Source organism: Alteromonas sp. ABH4_453 (genome assembly GCF_056160665.1).
The window spans coordinates 132,770-149,410 of record NZ_JBSWXP010000006.1; the positions used below are offsets into that span (position 1 = coordinate 132,770).

The 16,641-nt window shown below is 43.5% G+C and carries 13 protein-coding genes and 1 other RNA gene; 12 read left to right on the top strand and 2 right to left on the bottom strand.

Features of this window, described 5'->3' with window-relative positions; all coding sequences use genetic code 11:
* Positions 1-166 precede the first annotated feature (166 nt).
* The 7 genes from pspA to maiA all read left to right on the top strand — a co-directional run bounded on the left by pspA (position 167) and on the right by maiA (position 6,578).
* Positions 167-850 (top strand): phage shock protein PspA, encoded by a 684-nt coding sequence (gene pspA, locus ACXAGV_RS13220; RefSeq protein WP_474873668.1) that lies wholly within the window; start codon positions 167-169, stop codon positions 848-850.
* A 75-nt stretch (positions 851-925) separates the two neighbouring features.
* Positions 926-1,165, top strand: a complete 240-nt coding sequence (gene pspB, locus ACXAGV_RS13225) for an envelope stress response membrane protein PspB (protein WP_039222985.1) — start codon at positions 926-928, stop codon at positions 1,163-1,165.
* On the top strand, positions 1,162-1,608 hold the full coding sequence (pspC, locus tag ACXAGV_RS13230; RefSeq protein ID WP_039222982.1) for an envelope stress response membrane protein PspC: 447 nt from the start codon (positions 1,162-1,164) through the stop codon (positions 1,606-1,608). The genes pspB and pspC overlap by 4 nt, the downstream gene beginning before the upstream one ends.
* Before the next feature lie 201 nt (positions 1,609-1,809).
* Positions 1,810-2,610 carry a phenylalanine 4-monooxygenase gene (gene phhA / locus ACXAGV_RS13235; RefSeq protein WP_474873669.1) on the top strand — a complete coding sequence of 267 codons (801 nt, stop codon included), beginning with the start codon at positions 1,810-1,812 and terminating at the stop codon, positions 2,608-2,610.
* Positions 2,611-2,824: 214 nt separating this feature from the next.
* Positions 2,825-4,381, top strand: a complete 1,557-nt coding sequence (gene tyrR / locus ACXAGV_RS13240; RefSeq protein WP_474873670.1) for a transcriptional regulator TyrR — start codon at positions 2,825-2,827, stop codon at positions 4,379-4,381.
* A 363-nt stretch (positions 4,382-4,744) separates the two neighbouring features.
* Complete coding sequence (locus ACXAGV_RS13245) at positions 4,745-5,755, top strand: fumarylacetoacetate hydrolase family protein (protein WP_474873671.1); 1,011 nt, start codon at positions 4,745-4,747, stop codon at positions 5,753-5,755.
* A gap of 169 nt (positions 5,756-5,924) precedes the next feature.
* The gene (gene maiA, locus ACXAGV_RS13250; RefSeq protein WP_474873672.1) at positions 5,925-6,578 is read left to right on the top strand and encodes a maleylacetoacetate isomerase; all 654 of its coding nucleotides are present in this window, start codon (positions 5,925-5,927) and stop codon (positions 6,576-6,578) included.
* A 42-nt stretch (positions 6,579-6,620) separates the two neighbouring features.
* Here maiA and ACXAGV_RS13255 read toward each other — a convergent pair whose 3' ends face one another.
* Positions 6,621-7,088 (bottom strand): Lrp/AsnC family transcriptional regulator, encoded by a 468-nt coding sequence (locus ACXAGV_RS13255; RefSeq protein WP_014948689.1) that lies wholly within the window; start codon positions 7,086-7,088, stop codon positions 6,621-6,623.
* A gap of 319 nt (positions 7,089-7,407) precedes the next feature.
* On the opposite strand from ACXAGV_RS13255, the gene ACXAGV_RS13260 reads away from it, so the two are divergent.
* Positions 7,408-8,466: a Glu/Leu/Phe/Val dehydrogenase dimerization domain-containing protein gene (locus ACXAGV_RS13260; protein WP_474873673.1), complete on the top strand. Its 1,059-nt coding sequence runs from the start codon at positions 7,408-7,410 to the stop codon at positions 8,464-8,466.
* Positions 8,467-8,552: 86 nt separating this feature from the next.
* An RNA gene (gene ffs, locus ACXAGV_RS13265) (signal recognition particle sRNA small type) lies at positions 8,553-8,649 on the top strand.
* 14 nt (positions 8,650-8,663) lie between these two features.
* On the opposite strand, the gene ACXAGV_RS13270 is transcribed toward ffs, so the two are convergent.
* A complete protein-coding gene (locus ACXAGV_RS13270) occupies positions 8,664-8,957 on the bottom strand; it encodes a late competence development ComFB family protein (RefSeq protein WP_474831393.1) in 294 nt (97 codons plus the stop codon).
* Positions 8,958-9,227: 270 nt separating this feature from the next.
* Between ACXAGV_RS13270 and ACXAGV_RS13275 the strand changes: the two genes are divergently transcribed.
* From ACXAGV_RS13275 to ACXAGV_RS13285, 3 genes are all read left to right on the top strand, one after another.
* Entirely contained in the window at positions 9,228-10,316 is a 1,089-nt protein-coding gene (locus ACXAGV_RS13275) for a tryptophan 2,3-dioxygenase family protein (RefSeq protein ID WP_474873674.1), read from the top strand.
* A gap of 252 nt (positions 10,317-10,568) precedes the next feature.
* Entirely contained in the window at positions 10,569-13,514 is a 2,946-nt protein-coding gene (locus ACXAGV_RS13280; RefSeq protein WP_474873675.1) for a TonB-dependent receptor, read from the top strand.
* Positions 13,515-13,839: 325 nt separating this feature from the next.
* Complete coding sequence (locus ACXAGV_RS13285; protein ID WP_474873676.1) at positions 13,840-16,641, top strand: TonB-dependent receptor domain-containing protein; 2,802 nt, start codon at positions 13,840-13,842, stop codon at positions 16,639-16,641.

Here is a 16,641-nt window from a genome sequence, read left to right on the forward strand (position 1 = left end):
TTGATAAACGAGTATTATTTGTCTGCGTGAAAAATGTATAAAAAATAGTAGGTTAGCATCGACAGAAAGTTGGCAAGTATATTGAATACTACCTATACCAAGAGTAACCTATTTATCAAGTGTGGTGTTTTCTAACACTTACCATTTTTAGCAAGAGGTAATTATTATGGGTATCTTCTCGCGTTTTACAGATATTGTGAATTCGAACATTAATGCGATTTTAGACAAAGCCGAAGATCCTGAGAAAATGGTTAGATTAATCATTCAGGAAATGGAAGACACATTGGTTGAGGTGCGCTCTGCATCTGCAAAAACTTTAGCCAATAAAAAGGAAATAGCGAATCAAATTGCAAAGTATGAAAGCGATGCAAATGATTGGGAAGCAAAAGCAGAACTAGCGTTAAGCAAAGATAGAGAAGACTTAGCACGCGCTGCGCTGCAAGAAAAGAAAAAGTCTGCAGAAGCTGCAGAAGCGCTCAGTAAAGAATTGGCCGTTGTTGAAGAACAAATCAGCAAGCTTCAAGATGAAATTAGCCAGCTTCAAGAAAAACTTGCGGATGCCAAGAATCGTCAGAAAGCGATTATTATGCGCCAGAAAACGGCTAGCTCACGTCTTGAAGTGAAAAAGACGCTAGATAGCACTAAAGTTGATAATGCGATGGGACGGTTTGAGCAGTACGAGCGTAAGATCGATGATCTTGAATCCCAAGTAGAAGCCTATGATTTAGGTAAAAAGACACTGCAAGACGAGTTTGCCGAGTTAGAGGCTAGCGATAAAGTGGAAGACGAACTTGCGGCGCTGAAAGCGAAGGTTAAAGGTGCGAATAAAAGCACTGAAAAATCAGAATAATAAGAATAGTGTGTACCCTCCTGATGTTAAATTGGAAGGAGGGTAGTTACATCAGAGTTTGTAGGAGAGATTGAGATGGATGAAGGTACAATTGCAGTGTTGGTTATGCCCCTTGTGGTGTTCTCAATATTCGTAGCTCCCATATGGCTAATTTTACACTACCGCAGTAAAAAGCAGGTCAACCAAGGATTGAGTGCGGAAGAGCATGCATCCTTACAAGACCTAGCCGAGAAAGCTGAGAAAATGAGTGAGCGAATTGAGACATTAGAGGCCATTTTGGATAGCGAGGCGCCTGAGTGGAGGAATAGAGCATGAGAAATGGTAAACAGCTCTATCGAAATCCAGAAAATGCAAGGATTGCAGGCGTCTGTTCAGGGGTAGCCGAGTATTTTGGCCTTGAAACCTGGTTAGTTCGAATTTTAGTAGTAACAGGTTTCTTTTTGTTGGCTGGACCTTTCATCTTTGTTGCTTATATTGCAGCTTGGTTCATTCTTGATAAGAAGCCCATTGGGTTGAAAAATGCGCCAGCACAACCTGTTTTTTCAAAGGGTAAAGGTTGGACAAATCCTAACGGTGGTCAGGTAAAAAGCTCAAAAGTCGAAGTGAAGACGAAAGTGTGGCAAGCGGGTGAGCCACCCAAGCAAGCATTTCATGATATTCGCAATCGCTTTGAAAAAGCTGAAGTTCGCCTTCGCAAAATGGAAACATATGTAACGTCTCGAGAATACCAACTTAATAAAGAAATTAGTCGTCTTTAATTGGCATTAAACTTCACAAACGTTTCAAGTTGAAACCGCTCATGGAGAGCGGTTTTTTCTTTTAAATCAATGACTTTAAATTTCAATGTAAAATTCTTGTTACAGGTGAAACGAAAGCCCAGTGAGAGCTTGCACTTTTCGACGTCGCGAATTTCATTAGACTGATAGGCAGTTATCAAACACCTATTGGTTACAGAAGTTATGCCAAAATCAACGCAATACCAGTCGAGACAATCTGATGAAAATGGCATTATCCATTGGTCAGATGAAGAGAATCAGATTTGGTCTGAACTCTATCAGAGACAAATTCCGCTGGTGAAAGAAAGAGCGTGCCAAGAATACTTGGATGGTCTCGACTTGTTGAAACTAAACAAAAAAGCAATTCCACAGCTGCCAGACATCAATAAAGTATTGATGGAGAAAACCGGGTGGCAAACAGCCGAAGTACCAGCATTAATTAATTTTGGTGAGTTCTTTAGGCTGTTGGCGAATAAGCAGTTCCCTGTGGCAACCTTTATTCGTACTCGCGAAGAATTTGACTACTTGCAAGAGCCCGACATTTTTCACGAAGTGTTTGGCCATTGTCCGTTATTAACGAATCCAGCATTTGCCCACTTTACCCACACGTACGGCAAGTTGGGTTTAGCTGCTAGCAAAGAAGATAGAGTCTATTTGGCGCGCCTTTATTGGTTCACAGTAGAGTTTGGGTTGGTGCGCGCGAGGGATGAACTTAAGATATATGGCGGCGGCATCTTATCTTCACCTGGCGAAACCATATATGCATTGGACAGCGACACTCCATTGCGTAACCCGCTTACTGCAATTGATGCGCTTCGAACACCTTATCGCATCGACATTATGCAGCCTTTATATTACGTTCTGCCTGAGTTTGACCATCTCTTTGAATTAGCCGAAATGGATATCATGGCGCTTGTGGAAAAAGCTAAATCCCTAGGGCTATTTTCCCCGCTTTTCCCTCCTAAAGAGAAAAAAGCTAGCTAACACTATTGTTAAATAAATGTGTTTTATATACGATGCCGCTCATTGAAGCGGTATTCGCGTTTGAAGGCATTGCTTAGCCCATTACTCCTTGCTCTGAGCGTCTTTACTGATTTTTTCTGCACAAATTTAATCATCTGTAACATTTATCTTGTTATCTTTTTGTAAAAGTATGATATTCTGTACAAATATGTTTACAATGAAGCTATAACACTCTATGCGTCTAGAAATAAGCTGTCAGGACCGTCTTGGTATTACCCAAGATGTTTTAGATATTCTCGTTACTAAAGAAATAGACTTACGCGGTATTGAAATTGATCCCGCAGGTAAAATTTTCCTTAATTTTCCCAATATTGAATTTGCAGATTTTCAACATCTTATGCCTCAAATTCGTCGTATTGATGGGATCGATGATGTGAAGACGACCCTTTTCATGCCAGGCGAGCGTGAAAAAAATCAGCTGTCCGCGATCTTAAGAACGCTGCCCGACCCTGTGTTCTCTATTGACGCTAAAGGTAACATTTTACTGTGTAACGAAGCGGTAAGTGCTGGGCTTGAGATGCCAAGCAGTGAAATTGTAGGTACAGAGATCACCGAGGCTGTTAAGGGATTCAACTTTACTAAGTGGATGGATGGAAAGTCACCAGGCCCACAATCTTCAAAAGTGAAGTTCATTCAGCAGGATTATCTTGCCGATATGCTGCCTATAACTGTACCTGATGGTGAGCAAAATATGATCATGGCGGGTGCGGTAGTTATCTTGAAATCAGAAATGCGCCTTGGTCAACAATTTACTGCTTTTCACCAGTCGCCCACCGACAGTTTTGATCGCTTTATTACTCAATCTCCGTTTATGAAACGCGTCGTTCATGAAGCGAAGCGAATCGCTGATTTAGACGCTCCTATTCTAATATTCGGCGAAACAGGAACGGGTAAAGAAATGATTGCTAGAGCATGCCATCAGTCTAGCCGCCGCAGCGAAGGTGCGTTTTTAGCGCTTAACTGTGCGTCATTACCTGATAGTGTGGCAGAAACTGAGTTATTTGGTTATGCAGCGGGCGCATTTAACCAGCCAAACGCAAAAGTAGGTCTGCTGGAGCAGGCGAAAGGAGGTACTTTATTACTTGACGAAATAGCGGATATGTCTTCACAGCTTCAGGCCAAATTACTGCGCGTTCTTGAAGATGGTGAATTTAGAAGAGTAGGAGATTCTGAGCCCGTTAAGGTAGATGTTCGATTCATTTGCACTACCTGTCGTGATTTAGGTCAACTTGTAGAAGAAGGGAGATTTAGAAAAGAACTCTACTACCGCTTAAATGTACTAAGTCTAGTTATGCCATCATTAAAAGACCGAAGACAAGATATCGTGCCTCTTGCCGAATCTTTTATTGTCCAACACAGCACAAAGCTAGGCCGTCGCCCTGCGAAGCTGAGTAAATCATGCGTTGATTTTCTGCAGCAGTACCCATGGCCCGGCAACGTAAGACAGCTGCAAAATGCATTATATCGCGCGTTGTCACTGCTTGATGGGAAGGAAATAACGAAAGAAGATATTCAACTTCCAAGCTGTGCCCCTAGTGTTACCTATATAGATGAAAACTTTGACGGAACATTAGATGAGGAAGTGAAGAAATTTGAGAAGGACCTGCTCAAGCGATTGTATCCTTCCTATCCGAGTACTCGCCAATTAGCCAAAAAGCTAGGCTTGAGCCATACTGCTATTGCGAACAAGCTGCGAGAGTACGGCATCAACAAAGCGACGGTTAAGCTTTAACTCATCCATGTGCTGACCTTTGTTATTTGGCTAGGGTCAGCGCGTTTCGTTATTGTCCTTTTTAATTGAATAGCACAACAACATTACCTGTTACGAAAAATTTACATTGCCTGTACAGCAAGCCTGCTGTGCCATATCTATATGACTGGTGGTGTAACGCGTACATCCTTTCTTACAGCGAAATAAAACTTCGTCGCTCTAACACTTCTCAAGTTATACCCACTAGTGGCATAACTATACCTAGAAAACTAACGCTTATGCACAGAGCTGGTGGGCTGAAGCATCAAATTTGTTGTTCAGGTCAATTGAACTAACACTCAAGCTATAAGCGCAGAAAGTAAATTATTCGTCGAGGAAAGAACAATGAAATTAGCGACCTACAAAAATGAAACCCGCGATGGCTGCCTGATGGTAGTGTCTAAGGATCTTTCTCGCGCGTGCAGTGCACAAGACATTGCGAAAACGATGCAGCAAGCATTGGATAACTGGAAAGAGATTGCACCTCAGCTCCAGATGAAATACCAAGCACTCAATGATAACACGTGCGACAGCGTACCCTTTGACGCGTCTCGCTGCGAGTCACCGCTGCCAAGGGCTTATCAATGGGCTGACGGAAGTGCTTATGTGAATCACGTAGAGCTTGTGAGAAAAGCAAGAAATGCAGAAATGCCGGAAAGCTTTTGGACTGATCCGTTGATGTATCAAGGTGGTTCAGACGATTTTATCGGACCTCTTGATGACATTATATTGCCAAGCGATGACTGGGGAATAGATTTTGAAGGGGAAGTAGCGGTTGTCACCGATGACGTTCCGATGGCGTGTTCACCAGAGCAAGCTTCAGAGCGTATCCGCCTTGTTATGCTGGTTAACGATGTCTCGCTTAGAGGGTTGATACCTGGCGAACTAGCGAAAGGGTTCGGCTTCTTTCAATCAAAACCTGCTTCTAGCTTCTCTCCTGTGGCAGTAACACCAGATGAGTTAGGCGATGTGTGGAAAGAGAGTAAAGTTCACCTGCCTTTACGCTCAACCTATAACGGTGAATTGTTTGGCAAGCCAGAAGCGGGTCAGGACATGACATTTGATTTTGGTCAATTAGTTGCACATGCAGCGAAGAGCAGAAACCTAGGTGCAGGCGCTATCATTGGCTCAGGCACGGTTTCAAATAAGCAAGGTACTGATCACGGTTCAGCAATTAGTGAAGGCGGGGTGGGTTATTCATGTATTGCTGAAGTTCGAATGATTGAAACCATTCGCGACGGAAAACCTTCCACGCCTTTCATGCAGTTTGGCGATCGCATTCGCATTGAAATGCTTGATAGAGAAGGTAACTCAGTATTTGGTGCGATCGAACAGCAGGTAAAACCACTGAGTTAACAACTTAGCAGGTTGAATTAGGCGGATACAAGCATTTGAGTGGGTAAATAGGTTTCACCATAAAAACGCACTGTTGTTTTCCGCACTATTGTTAATGAAGGAAGTTGACTGCAGATAAACAAGTGCGAGCAGGCGCTTCTTGAACACTCATTTGATAAGTGGTGAGTACATGAGCATAAAACTATACGGCTATTGGCGTTCAACTGCTTCGTATCGAGCACGCATTGCGCTTAACCTAAAAGGTGTTGAATATGAGTACGTACCAGTACATCTTGTAAATAATGGTGGTGAACAGCATAGCAGTGAGTATTCACGGCTGAACCCCGCACGCCTTGTTCCAACTTTCGTCGACGAAGACGAAGATATTATACTTAATCAGTCATTAGCCATCATTGAATATCTTGATGAGAGATACGAAAGTGAACACAGGCTAGTGCCAGAGCACTTAACAGATCGGGCGAGAGTGAGAGCGTTGGCGCAAGATATCGCTTGTGATATTCAGCCGATTGGCAACCTTCGCGTGTTAAACGCCCTAAAGGGGCATTTCGATGCATGTCAAGACGATGTAGCTAAATGGGCCGCTCACTGGATCACGCTTGGTTTTGATGGCATTGAAAAACGCTTACAAACTCAAGCGGGTAAATATTGCTTTGATTTCGACGTGACGTTGGCTGACATATGCCTAGTGCCGCAAGTGTATAATGCACAGCGCTTTAATGTGGATATGAGTCGCTATCCGCTAATTAGTAAAATTGTGAAAAACTGTAACGAGTTGAGTGCATTTGAACAGGCACGGCCTGAAAACCAAGCAGACGCAACTTGAGTGATGGGGGCAGAGTCGTGACTCTAACCCCATAATTTTTTACTACTGTCGCTTAATGGGAAGTTCGGTGGTGTTTTTCACTTGCTTCAATGCAAATGTTGAACTTAGGTGGTCCACAAGTGGCAGATGCGTCAACTTCGTTTTAAGTAAGAATTCGTACTCTTCAATACTTTCCACTATCACTTTCAGCAAATAGTCTTTTTCGCCGCTAGTGGTGTGGCACTCTACTATTTCATCAATGTTCTGAACTGCATTTTCAAAGTCGGTCAGTGAGTCACCGTCATGGTTTTTAAGCGTGACATAGATAAAGACTGATACGCCTAAATTAAGTTTTTTGCTGTTTAGCAAGGTAACTTTACCTAAGATAATTCCGTCGGCTTCCATTCTTTTTACGCGGCGCCAGCATGGCGTATGTGACAATCCAACACGCTGACTTAAATCTGCCATTGATACCGTGGCGTCCTGCTGAAGTACACGTAAAATCTCACGGTCAAACTTATCCAATTTCATTAACACTGTTTCCGTCGTTTTTATGATGTTTATTATATATCAAAAAAAATTCTAGGATAACTGTCCTAGAAAAATAGTATTCAAATCTATTGCGTTTCAGTTTGTAAAATTCATTAACAAACTTTGCAAGGCCTGTCCTCAGAGCAATCAGATACACTTGGCAAAATGTAGTCGATGTTTGCGAGGCCGACTCAAAGGCGCCAAGTGTATCGCAAATCGTTATCATACTCTCACATTGACCCAAACGAGCACTGTTTAGAATTCGTGACAGCTCTGGCTTGGGTAAGCTTTAACTCATTACAGTATTAATAGGGAAAATATGTCAGTTTTTGATCACCCAGAGTTCGATAATCACGAGCATGTTGCGTTTTATCACGACGAGAAGGCGGGCCTGAGTGCCATTATTGCTGTACACAACACTAATCTTGGCCCTGCACTTGGCGGCTGTCGAATGTGGCCTTATGTCAATAGCGGTGAAGCGTTGACCGACGTACTGAGATTATCTAAGGGAATGACTTACAAAGCCGCAATGGCTAACTTAGAGCTTGGCGGCGGCAAGTCGGTGATAATCGGCGATCCTCGTAAAGCCAAATCGCCAGAAATGATGAAAGCAATGGGTAAGTTTGTAGAGTCATTGGGTGGCAAATACTTCACCGCCGAGGACTCAGGTATTTCTGTAACAGATTTGCAAACAATGGCAACGGAGTCTGACTACATTGCGGGTGTTAAAGCGCAGTATCACTACGCCGGTGAAGTTCCAGATGGAAACCCTGCACCGTCGACTGCCTATGGCGTGTTTGTTGGTTTAAAGGCTACCGTAGAGTATGGCTTGAAGCGCAGCTTGGATGGCGTCAGTGTGGCCATCCAAGGAATGGGACACGTTGGGTATCGACTTGCCAAGCACTTACACGAGCAGGGCGCTGAACTGTATGTCGCTGATATTTATCCGGAAGGCGTTGAAAAAGCGGTGGCTGAATTTGGCGCAACTGCAGTGGCACCAGAAGAAATTTTGAGTTTAGACGTTGACGTGTTAGCGCCGTGCGCATTAGGTGCCGCGATAAACGATCAGACACTACCGGCAATAAAAGCAAAAGTGATTGCTGGTGCAGCTAATAATCAGCTGGCACGGGAAGATATTGGTGAATTGCTTCAGCAACGCGGTATCTTGTACGCACCAGATTACGTAATCAATGCGGGTGGGGTTATCGACATCTTCCATCAGCGTATGGAGTCAAGTTCTAACGAAGCACTTCGCACACATATTGAACAAATTGGCGAAACGCTAAAAGAAATTTATACCCGCGCAGAGCTAGAGGGCGCCGCGACTAACCGTGTTGCAAACCTTATTGCTGAAGAGAGATTTTCTATAAAGGGTTGAAAACTCAAAGCCAAATAGTCATAATGCGCCCCGCACTCAGGCAGGGGCGAATGACTTTGCTTAGAATGCGAGTTTCTATGGTGGGCTTTTGGTCCTCCCGCAATGATACTCTGTGAACCCGGTCAGGCCTGGAAGGGAGCAGCCGCAGCAGACGACTCATGTGCCGGGATGTGGCTGGAGGCCCGCCACCCAACTATTTACTCTGCTTCTTCTATTTTGTCTTTTTTGCTTTTTTCAGTTTCGTCTAAATATTTCAAACCCTTGCTTATTGCGTGCTCAACATTCATTTCCATCTGATTGCGTTCACTTTGCGGCAGATAAAATGCCATGTCGACCTCATATCGAATATAGCGAGGTGGAACCTGATTTAACGCAAGACAACATAAGTCGGCCAAATAGTCGGGACTTTTCGTTTTATCAAGCCCAAGCTTACTTATCCTTTCTAATACAAGATGTTCATAATAGTTGTGAATGTCATCATCTAGTTTCACCTTCGTTCCCCTTATAGTTTTTGTAAGCATCTTGCTTTAGCGGTTTGAATATTATGCGAGCAATAAGTTGCGCAAGAAGCCTCTAGCATAAAAGAATCTTTAGCTTATACAAACCCTTCAAGCTTGGAATGGATACATTCGTTTACGCCCACCGCGATACGAAAATGCCCTAAGCTATGTAACCTTATAATATATAGCTTGTATTCTGGGGATGTCGAGGTGACGGTGGTAGAATTACCTAGTTAAAACCAGTATTAAGGCAGCACTAAAATGAAAAAGAATATAGAGCCCTGCTATTACGGCGATTACTTACATTTAGACAAAGTATTGGGCGCACAAGAATTGCAGAGTGAAAAATACGGTGATGCTGCGCACGAAGAGATGCTATTTATCATCGTACATCAAGTTTACGAACTGTGGTTTAAACAGGTTCTTCACGAACTCAATGCCGTTATTGATACCTTTAACCAAGAAACGGTAAAAGATCAGCAGTTAACTCTCGTTGTACATAGACTCCAGCGAGTCATACAAATACAAAAATTAATGAATGATCAAATTGCTATTATGGAAACCATGACGCCACAGCAGTTTTTGTCATTTCGAGATTACCTAGTACCTGCGTCTGGTTTCCAAAGTATTCAGTTTAAACGCTTAGAAATTTCTCTTGGTTTAAAACGCGATTTTAGAATCGATTTCGATAAGCAAAGCTTTTATAACCGACTGACCGATAAAGATAGGGCGCTACTAGAGAGCCTCGAGAGCAAACCAAGTTTGTTTGAACTGGTCGATAACTGGCTATCTAGAATGCCGCTATTAAAAACAGAAGGGTTCGATTTTTGGCAATACTACAAAAGTGCAGCTGAAGAGATGTTGAAAGATGACCACCACACCATTTCTACCAGTGATATGTTGTCGGAAACCGAAAAACGCCAGGAACTGAAAGACCTTCAAGCCACTACGGAAAACTTCGACGCCCTGTTTGACGAAGCGAAATTCGAAAAGCTACGAGGTGAAGATAAGTTCCGGCTTAATCATAAGGCGCTATTGTCTGCGTTATTTATAAAGCAGTATTCAGAAGAGCCTATCTTTAATCTTCCGTTTCAACTTATTACTGCATTAACTGAAATAGACGAGCAACTCACTATCTGGCGCTACCGTCATGCAATGATGGTGCAGCGCATGTTGGGCACTAAGATTGGGACCGGGGGGTCTTCTGGGCACCATTATCTAAAGAAAACTACTGAGTCTAATCGTATCTATTTAGACTTTTTTAACATGGCAACATTTTTACTGCCTAAAAGTGCGTTGCCTGAGTTACCTGAATCTGTAAGAAAGCAGTTAGGTTTTTATTTGCAGTAAACGTTGATATGCGTAAAAATGCATTTATATCAGTTGTTTATCGTAAAGCTGAGGCGAGTTCTACGGGTAATCGCTCAAAAGAATCGTTTCGTCGCAACTTGTCCTCAAATGAGTTGATTACTCTGCTCTGTATAGTCAATTATCCTTTTGGATAATATTTGTTATCTATAATAAATACAATGATTTAGATTGGCTTAATTGATTTTTCATAAAAGCTTAATACTAAATCGAGACTAACCAGGGAATACGTACATGTATCAAATCAAGAGAAGTGCAGTTGCATTAGCAGTTGCACTGTCAATTGGTGCAATTGCACCAGCTTTAGCAAATAACACCAATGGCTCTATTCAGGGAACATCTGTTCAAGTAAATGGCAGCAGCCTTGCCAATGTTACTGTTACCATCGAAAACTTAGATACGGGTCTTACACGCTCTGTACAAAGTGATGAGTCAGGAAACTTCCGCTTCCCATTACTTCCTGCTGGTAACTACAAAGTTACCGCCGAAAAGAATGGATTTCGTACTACCATTCAAGAATCTGTAAAAGTTGGTATTAGCGGCAAAACAAATCTAGATATGCGTCTTGCAAGCGATGACGTAGAGCGTATTGAGGTTACTGGCACCACTATTGCCATGGTTGACGTGACGAGTTCAAGTACTGGTATCGTAGTAGATAGCGTAACGTTAGATAGAGTACCGGTTCCACGTAACCTGACTTCTGTAGCGCTATTAGCACCAGGTACTACTCAGGGTGACTCAGCATTTGGAGATTTGCCTTCAATTGGCGGCGCGTCTGTGGGCGAAAATGGTTACTACATTAATGGGTTAAATATCACTAACTTCCGTACTGGCGTGGGATCAAGTGAGCCACCGTTTGATATGTACGAAACCTTTGAAGTAAAAACGGGTGGTTATTCAGCAGAGTTTGGACGTGTAACAGGCGGTGTTATCAACGCTAAAACCAAAAGTGGTACTAACGAATTCAAAGCGGGTGCCAACTTTTACTGGGAACCAGATGCACTCCGTGAACAGCGTGATTCTTCACGCAACAACGTAAATGGCTTGTACCGAATTGACAATACGCAAGATGAGGTTGATGAATGGGATGTCAACGTATGGGCAAGCGGTGCACTAATTGAAGATAAGTTGTTCTTCTATGCATTATTTAACCCACGCTCAGCGGAAAACAACTATGCAGGTGAACAGACAAATACCTCTGGCGGTGTACTTCAGAATGGTTATTTTGAAAAAGATGATGATGCATTCTGGGTTGCCAAACTTGACTGGTATGTTACGGAAAATAACATTTTAGAAATCACGGCATTCTCTGATGAGCGCTCGACAGAAATCACGACTTATGATTCTGTTGACGCCGGTGAATATACTAATGGACGTGTAGGTTATGAAGACGAAGGCGGCTTAAACTACACTGCCAAGTGGACGAGCATTATTAATGATGACTTCTCAATTTCTGCTCAGTATGGCATTAACAAACAAGACAGAACTGTACGAAGCGAGCTAGATGGCAACCCAGTAGTTTATTACCGCTATGACAGCACAGCGTCATTTGTTCCTACAAACACATGGGCTAATTTCACCGCGGAGCAAGGTGATGATGAGCGTGAAGTTATTCGATTAGACGCAGATTGGTATGCGGGCGACCACTCGGTACGATTTGGTGTAGACTACGAAAAACTTACTTCAAACAGCAACACAGTTAACTCGGGTGGCGCTTATTATCTGTATTACGTAGATGACAGTGATGCTGCCAACGAAGAAATTTATCAGGTCCGTTATCGCGACTATAACGTAGGTGGCCAGTTCGACTCAAAAAACTTTGCTTTTTATGTTCAAGACCAATGGCAGGTTACTGACACCTTGGTCATTAACGCTGGTATTCGCAACGATACGTTTGAAAACTTTAATGCTGACGGTGAGTCTTTCGCCAAACTTGACAACCAGTGGGCACTTCGTCTAGGCGCAGTATGGGACGTATTCGGTGACGGCGAGACCAAAGCATGGGCAAGCTACGGCAGATACTACTTACCTATTGCTGCAAACACGAATATTCGTCTAGCAGGCGCGGAAACTTATACTCAAGAATACTACGAGTTTGAAGGTTTCGCTGATGAAGCCTTGGGTATCCCTAATCTGACGGGCGCTAAAACCCAGCCTGATGATGTATTCGCTGACGGTACCGCAAAATCACCGGATGAAATTGTAGATCAGAACTTGGATTCAATGTATTCGGATGAATTTATCGCAGGTTACCAATTCCAATTGAGCGACGAATGGAGCATGTCAATTCAAGGTACATATCGTGAGCTTTCGACCACTATAGAAGATATGGCAATTGATGCGGCTGTTATTGAGTGGGCGGCAGCAAATGGTTACGGTGATGTATCTGATATCTGGGATGGATTCCACCAGTATGTACTAACAAACCCTAATTCTGATATGCGTATTGGTACTACCGAGTTGCCGGGTGCTGAAGGTGAGTTAGTCTACATGGACCTAGCAGCTGAAGACTTGGGCTACCCTGATTCAATTCGTAAATATGCAGCGGTAGACTTTATGTGGCAGAGAGCATGGGACGGTGTGTGGATGCTTAACGCAGCGTATACGTGGTCACATAGCTGGGGTAATAACGAAGGTTATGTACGCTCAGATAACGGACAGGATGATGCAGGTTTAACAACGTTATTTGACCAGCCTGGCTTGCTTGATAACGCTTATGGTGACCTACCTAATGACAGACGTCATCAAGTTAAACTTTACGGTGCTTATGCCGTGACTGAAGATTTAACCCTTGGGGCAAACTTACAGCTTTGGACTGGCCGCCCTATAAATGCATTTGGCTATCATCCTACCGATCTTTTTGCTCAAGCTTATGATTCAGAGTCGTTTTTTGCCGGTGGTGAGCCAGCGCCTCGCGGCTCGCGTGGCCGTACGAGCAGCTATTACTCAATCGACGTTTCAGCGTCTTATAATATTGATATTGGCGAAGAGCAAACATTGGTAGTTCGAGCTGATATTTTCAATTTGCTTAACAACGACCGTGTTACAGAAGTTAATGAAATATACGATGATGAGAGCTCGGCTGATCCAACAAATCCTGATGTCAATCCAAATTATGGTCTACCGACCGCATGGCAAACACCTAGATATGTTCGCTTTAGCGTAAATTACTCGTTTTAAATAATGACATAACCAAAATAAGAATAGGCGCGGGTATATGTACTTTAGGTGTACACCGCGCCTTTTTTATTGGTCAGTTTAAAAAGTGTACTGGGAGGTTGTTTTTTGCGCTTTCAATGTTAAATGTAAGTTAATATTTACGAAACAAGGTAAAAATAGAAAAAAAAATTGAACTTTTACGGAACACCCGTCTGATCTCAGTTGACCGTTCGCTTAGGATGTGGTTATTATCAAAGTGAGGCTTCGACCTTACTAATAATAATTCGTTATATAAACGATTTAAGAAACACACACTAAGAGTTTTAGTGGTCCAGGGAGACAATACATGTTTACAAACTCTAAGCTGGCTAAGTCAGTGAAGTTAGCGTGCGCATTCGGTGCAGCATCAACTATCGGCTTCACAGGCGCAGTTAACGCACAGGAAACCGAACAAGCAGCGGACGCAGTAGAAAAAATCGAAGTAACGGGTTCTCGTATCCGTCGTACCGACATTGAAGGTGCAAACCCAGTTACAGTTATGTCACGTGTTGATATCGAAAAATTCGGTATCACTTCAATTGGTGACGTTCTTCAGTCTATTCCAGCAGCTGGTTCTGCTATCAACACCAATAATAACAACGGTGGTAATGGTACAACGACTATTAACATCCGTGGTATCGGTTCAAACCGTACGCTAGTACTTGTTAACGGTAAGCGTTGGTCTCCAGGTCTAACTGGCTCTGTTGACCTTAACAATATCCCAGCATCTATCATCGAGCGTATCGAAGTACTTAAAGATGGTGCATCAGCGGTATACGGTTCTGACGCAGTAGCAGGTGTTGTTAACATCATTACACGTCAAGATTTCGAAGGCGTTCACGCGTCTGGCTATATAGGTCAGTATGACGAAGGCGACGGTAACAAAGAGCAGTGGGATATCGGCTTTGGTACCGCTAACGACAAAGGTAATGTTTACGTAAACATCAGCTACGTGGAAGAAGAGCCTACACTAGCGGGCGACCGTGAAATCTCTGCAGTACCAACTTTTGGTACGCCAGAAGGTTTCGGTGGTTCATCGGCTCCTCCTCAAGGTCGTTTTTGGACTTTTGACCAGGCTGACACTAGCTTTAATCAACAAGGCGACGGTAACGGCGGTCTAGAGCCGTGGGTTGAACCAACAAGTCGTTTCAACTTCGCGCCGTTTAACTACCTTTCTACGCCGCAAGAACGTACTAACATTTATACTCAGGCACGTTATGAGCTTACAGACAACTTATCTGTTAACGTAACGGGCTTCTACGGTAACCGTAAATCAGAGCAGGCTCTTGCGCCTACTCCGCTATTTATCGGTACTGCGTTTGGTGATACTGGCTTCACATTATCAGCTAATAATCCTTTCAGCCCTTACGATTTTGACGTTACGACAGACCAATCAGTACTAGATGCAGATCCAAATGCACGCGAAATGTTCTTATTCGGTCGTCGTATGATGGAAGCGGGCTTCCGTAGCTTCAAACAAAACGTTGACCAGTTCCAGTTTAACGGTGGCTTCGAAGGTGTAATTGAATTTGCTGACAGAGAGTTCTTCTGGGATGCAAACTACACATACGCTGACATCACTCAGAACCAGTTGACTGATGGTCTTCTAAACATGAACCGCGTAGCACAAGCTATCGGCGACCCAGCTAACTGCACGGGCGAGTGTACTCCGCTAAACCTATTCGGTGGTTCAACAGACATCGGTGAAGGTACAATCACGCAAGAAATGCTTGATTACATCACGTTCACTGCGCAGGACGAGCAAAGCACTACGTTAGAAAGCTACTCTGCAAACATCTCTGGTGAGCTTATTGAGCTTCCAGCTGGTTACCTAGCGTTCGCATCAGGTTACGAGAAGCGTTGGCAGGAAGGTTATGACCAGCCAGATGCAATTATCGCTGCGGGTATCACTTCAGGTAATGCGCGTCAGCCTACCGCTGGTGCGTTCAGTGTAGAAGAAGTTTATCTAGAACTTGCAGTTCCACTACTTTCAGATATGCCTGGCGTAGAACAGTTGGATCTAGAACTTGCTACTCGTTACTCTGACTACAGCAACTTCGGTGACACAACTAACTCTAAGGTGGGTATCAAGTGGCGCATCAACGAAGACCTATTAGTACGTGGTACTTGGTCTGAAGCGTTCCGTGCTCCTTCACTACAAGAATTGTTCCGTGGTAACAGCGATAGCTTCTCTCCATTGACAGACCCATGTAATGGTGGCGCTGCTGGTAACCCTGACCTTCCAGGCTGTGCAGGCATCCCTGCTACTTATTCGCAACCTAACACGCAAATCCGTACTACTATCGGTGGTAACGCGAACCTTAAAGCTGAAGAAGCAGAGAGCTTCACATACGGTTTCGTATACTCTCCTGAAGCGGTTGAAGGTCTATCAATCACGTTTGATATCTTTGATATCGAAGTTGATAACGCGGTTTCTACTGTAGGTGCGCAAACTATCCTTAACGCGTGTGCTGAAACAGGTGTTAACCTTTGTTCACTAATAACACGTGGTGCTGGTGGTAACGTTGTTGACCTATTCAACGGCGCAACAAACCTTGGTGGTCAAACTACTTCTGGTTTCGATTACAACGTGGCGTATAACTTTGAAACTGAGTACGGTGATTTCCGCATCAACTGGGATGGTACTTATGTTGACGAGCGTACTACTATCGTAATCGACCCAGTAACAAATACATCTACTGAGTTTAACGATGCCGGTCTTGCGGGCGACCGTGACGTTGTTCCACGTCTACGTACCAACTTAGCAGTTACTTGGGCATACGACGACTGGACAGCTAACTGGCTAGTTCGCTTCATCGGTCACACGACGGAAGAGTGTTCAATCAGCGATTCACTTGACCAAGAACTATGTAGCGATCCAAGTGAAGAGATTGGTGGCGATAGCTTCAACGAGCTTGAAGATATGGCTTATCATGATGTATCACTAGGTTACGCGGTTAACGATAACCTACGTATCACTGTTGGTGTAAACAACCTGTTTGATACTGACCCAGAAGTTTCTTACTCGACGTTTGCTAACAGCTTTGACCCGTCTATGTATGAAATCCCTGGACAATTCTTCTACTCACGAGTAAACCTTAACTTCTAA

What these genes read in the sequence shown, in the direction of transcription:
- pspA (WP_474873668.1), top strand. Translation starts at nt 167, where the DNA reads ATGGGTATCTTCTCGCGTTTTACAGATATTGTGAATTCGAACATTAAT.
- pspB (WP_039222985.1), top strand. Translation starts at nt 926, where the DNA reads ATGGATGAAGGTACAATTGCAGTGTTGGTTATGCCCCTTGTGGTGTTC.
- pspC (WP_039222982.1), top strand. Translation starts at nt 1,162, where the DNA reads ATGAGAAATGGTAAACAGCTCTATCGAAATCCAGAAAATGCAAGGATT.
- phhA (WP_474873669.1), top strand. Translation starts at nt 1,810, where the DNA reads ATGCCAAAATCAACGCAATACCAGTCGAGACAATCTGATGAAAATGGC.
- tyrR (WP_474873670.1), top strand. Translation starts at nt 2,825, where the DNA reads ATGCGTCTAGAAATAAGCTGTCAGGACCGTCTTGGTATTACCCAAGAT.
- ACXAGV_RS13245 (WP_474873671.1), top strand. Translation starts at nt 4,745, where the DNA reads ATGAAATTAGCGACCTACAAAAATGAAACCCGCGATGGCTGCCTGATG.
- maiA (WP_474873672.1), top strand. Translation starts at nt 5,925, where the DNA reads ATGAGCATAAAACTATACGGCTATTGGCGTTCAACTGCTTCGTATCGA.
- ACXAGV_RS13255 (WP_014948689.1), bottom strand. Translation starts at nt 7,088, where the DNA reads ATGAAATTGGATAAGTTTGACCGTGAGATTTTACGTGTACTTCAGCAG.
- ACXAGV_RS13260 (WP_474873673.1), top strand. Translation starts at nt 7,408, where the DNA reads ATGTCAGTTTTTGATCACCCAGAGTTCGATAATCACGAGCATGTTGCG.
- ACXAGV_RS13275 (WP_474873674.1), top strand. Translation starts at nt 9,228, where the DNA reads ATGAAAAAGAATATAGAGCCCTGCTATTACGGCGATTACTTACATTTA.
- ACXAGV_RS13280 (WP_474873675.1), top strand. Translation starts at nt 10,569, where the DNA reads ATGTATCAAATCAAGAGAAGTGCAGTTGCATTAGCAGTTGCACTGTCA.
- ACXAGV_RS13285 (WP_474873676.1), top strand. Translation starts at nt 13,840, where the DNA reads ATGTTTACAAACTCTAAGCTGGCTAAGTCAGTGAAGTTAGCGTGCGCA.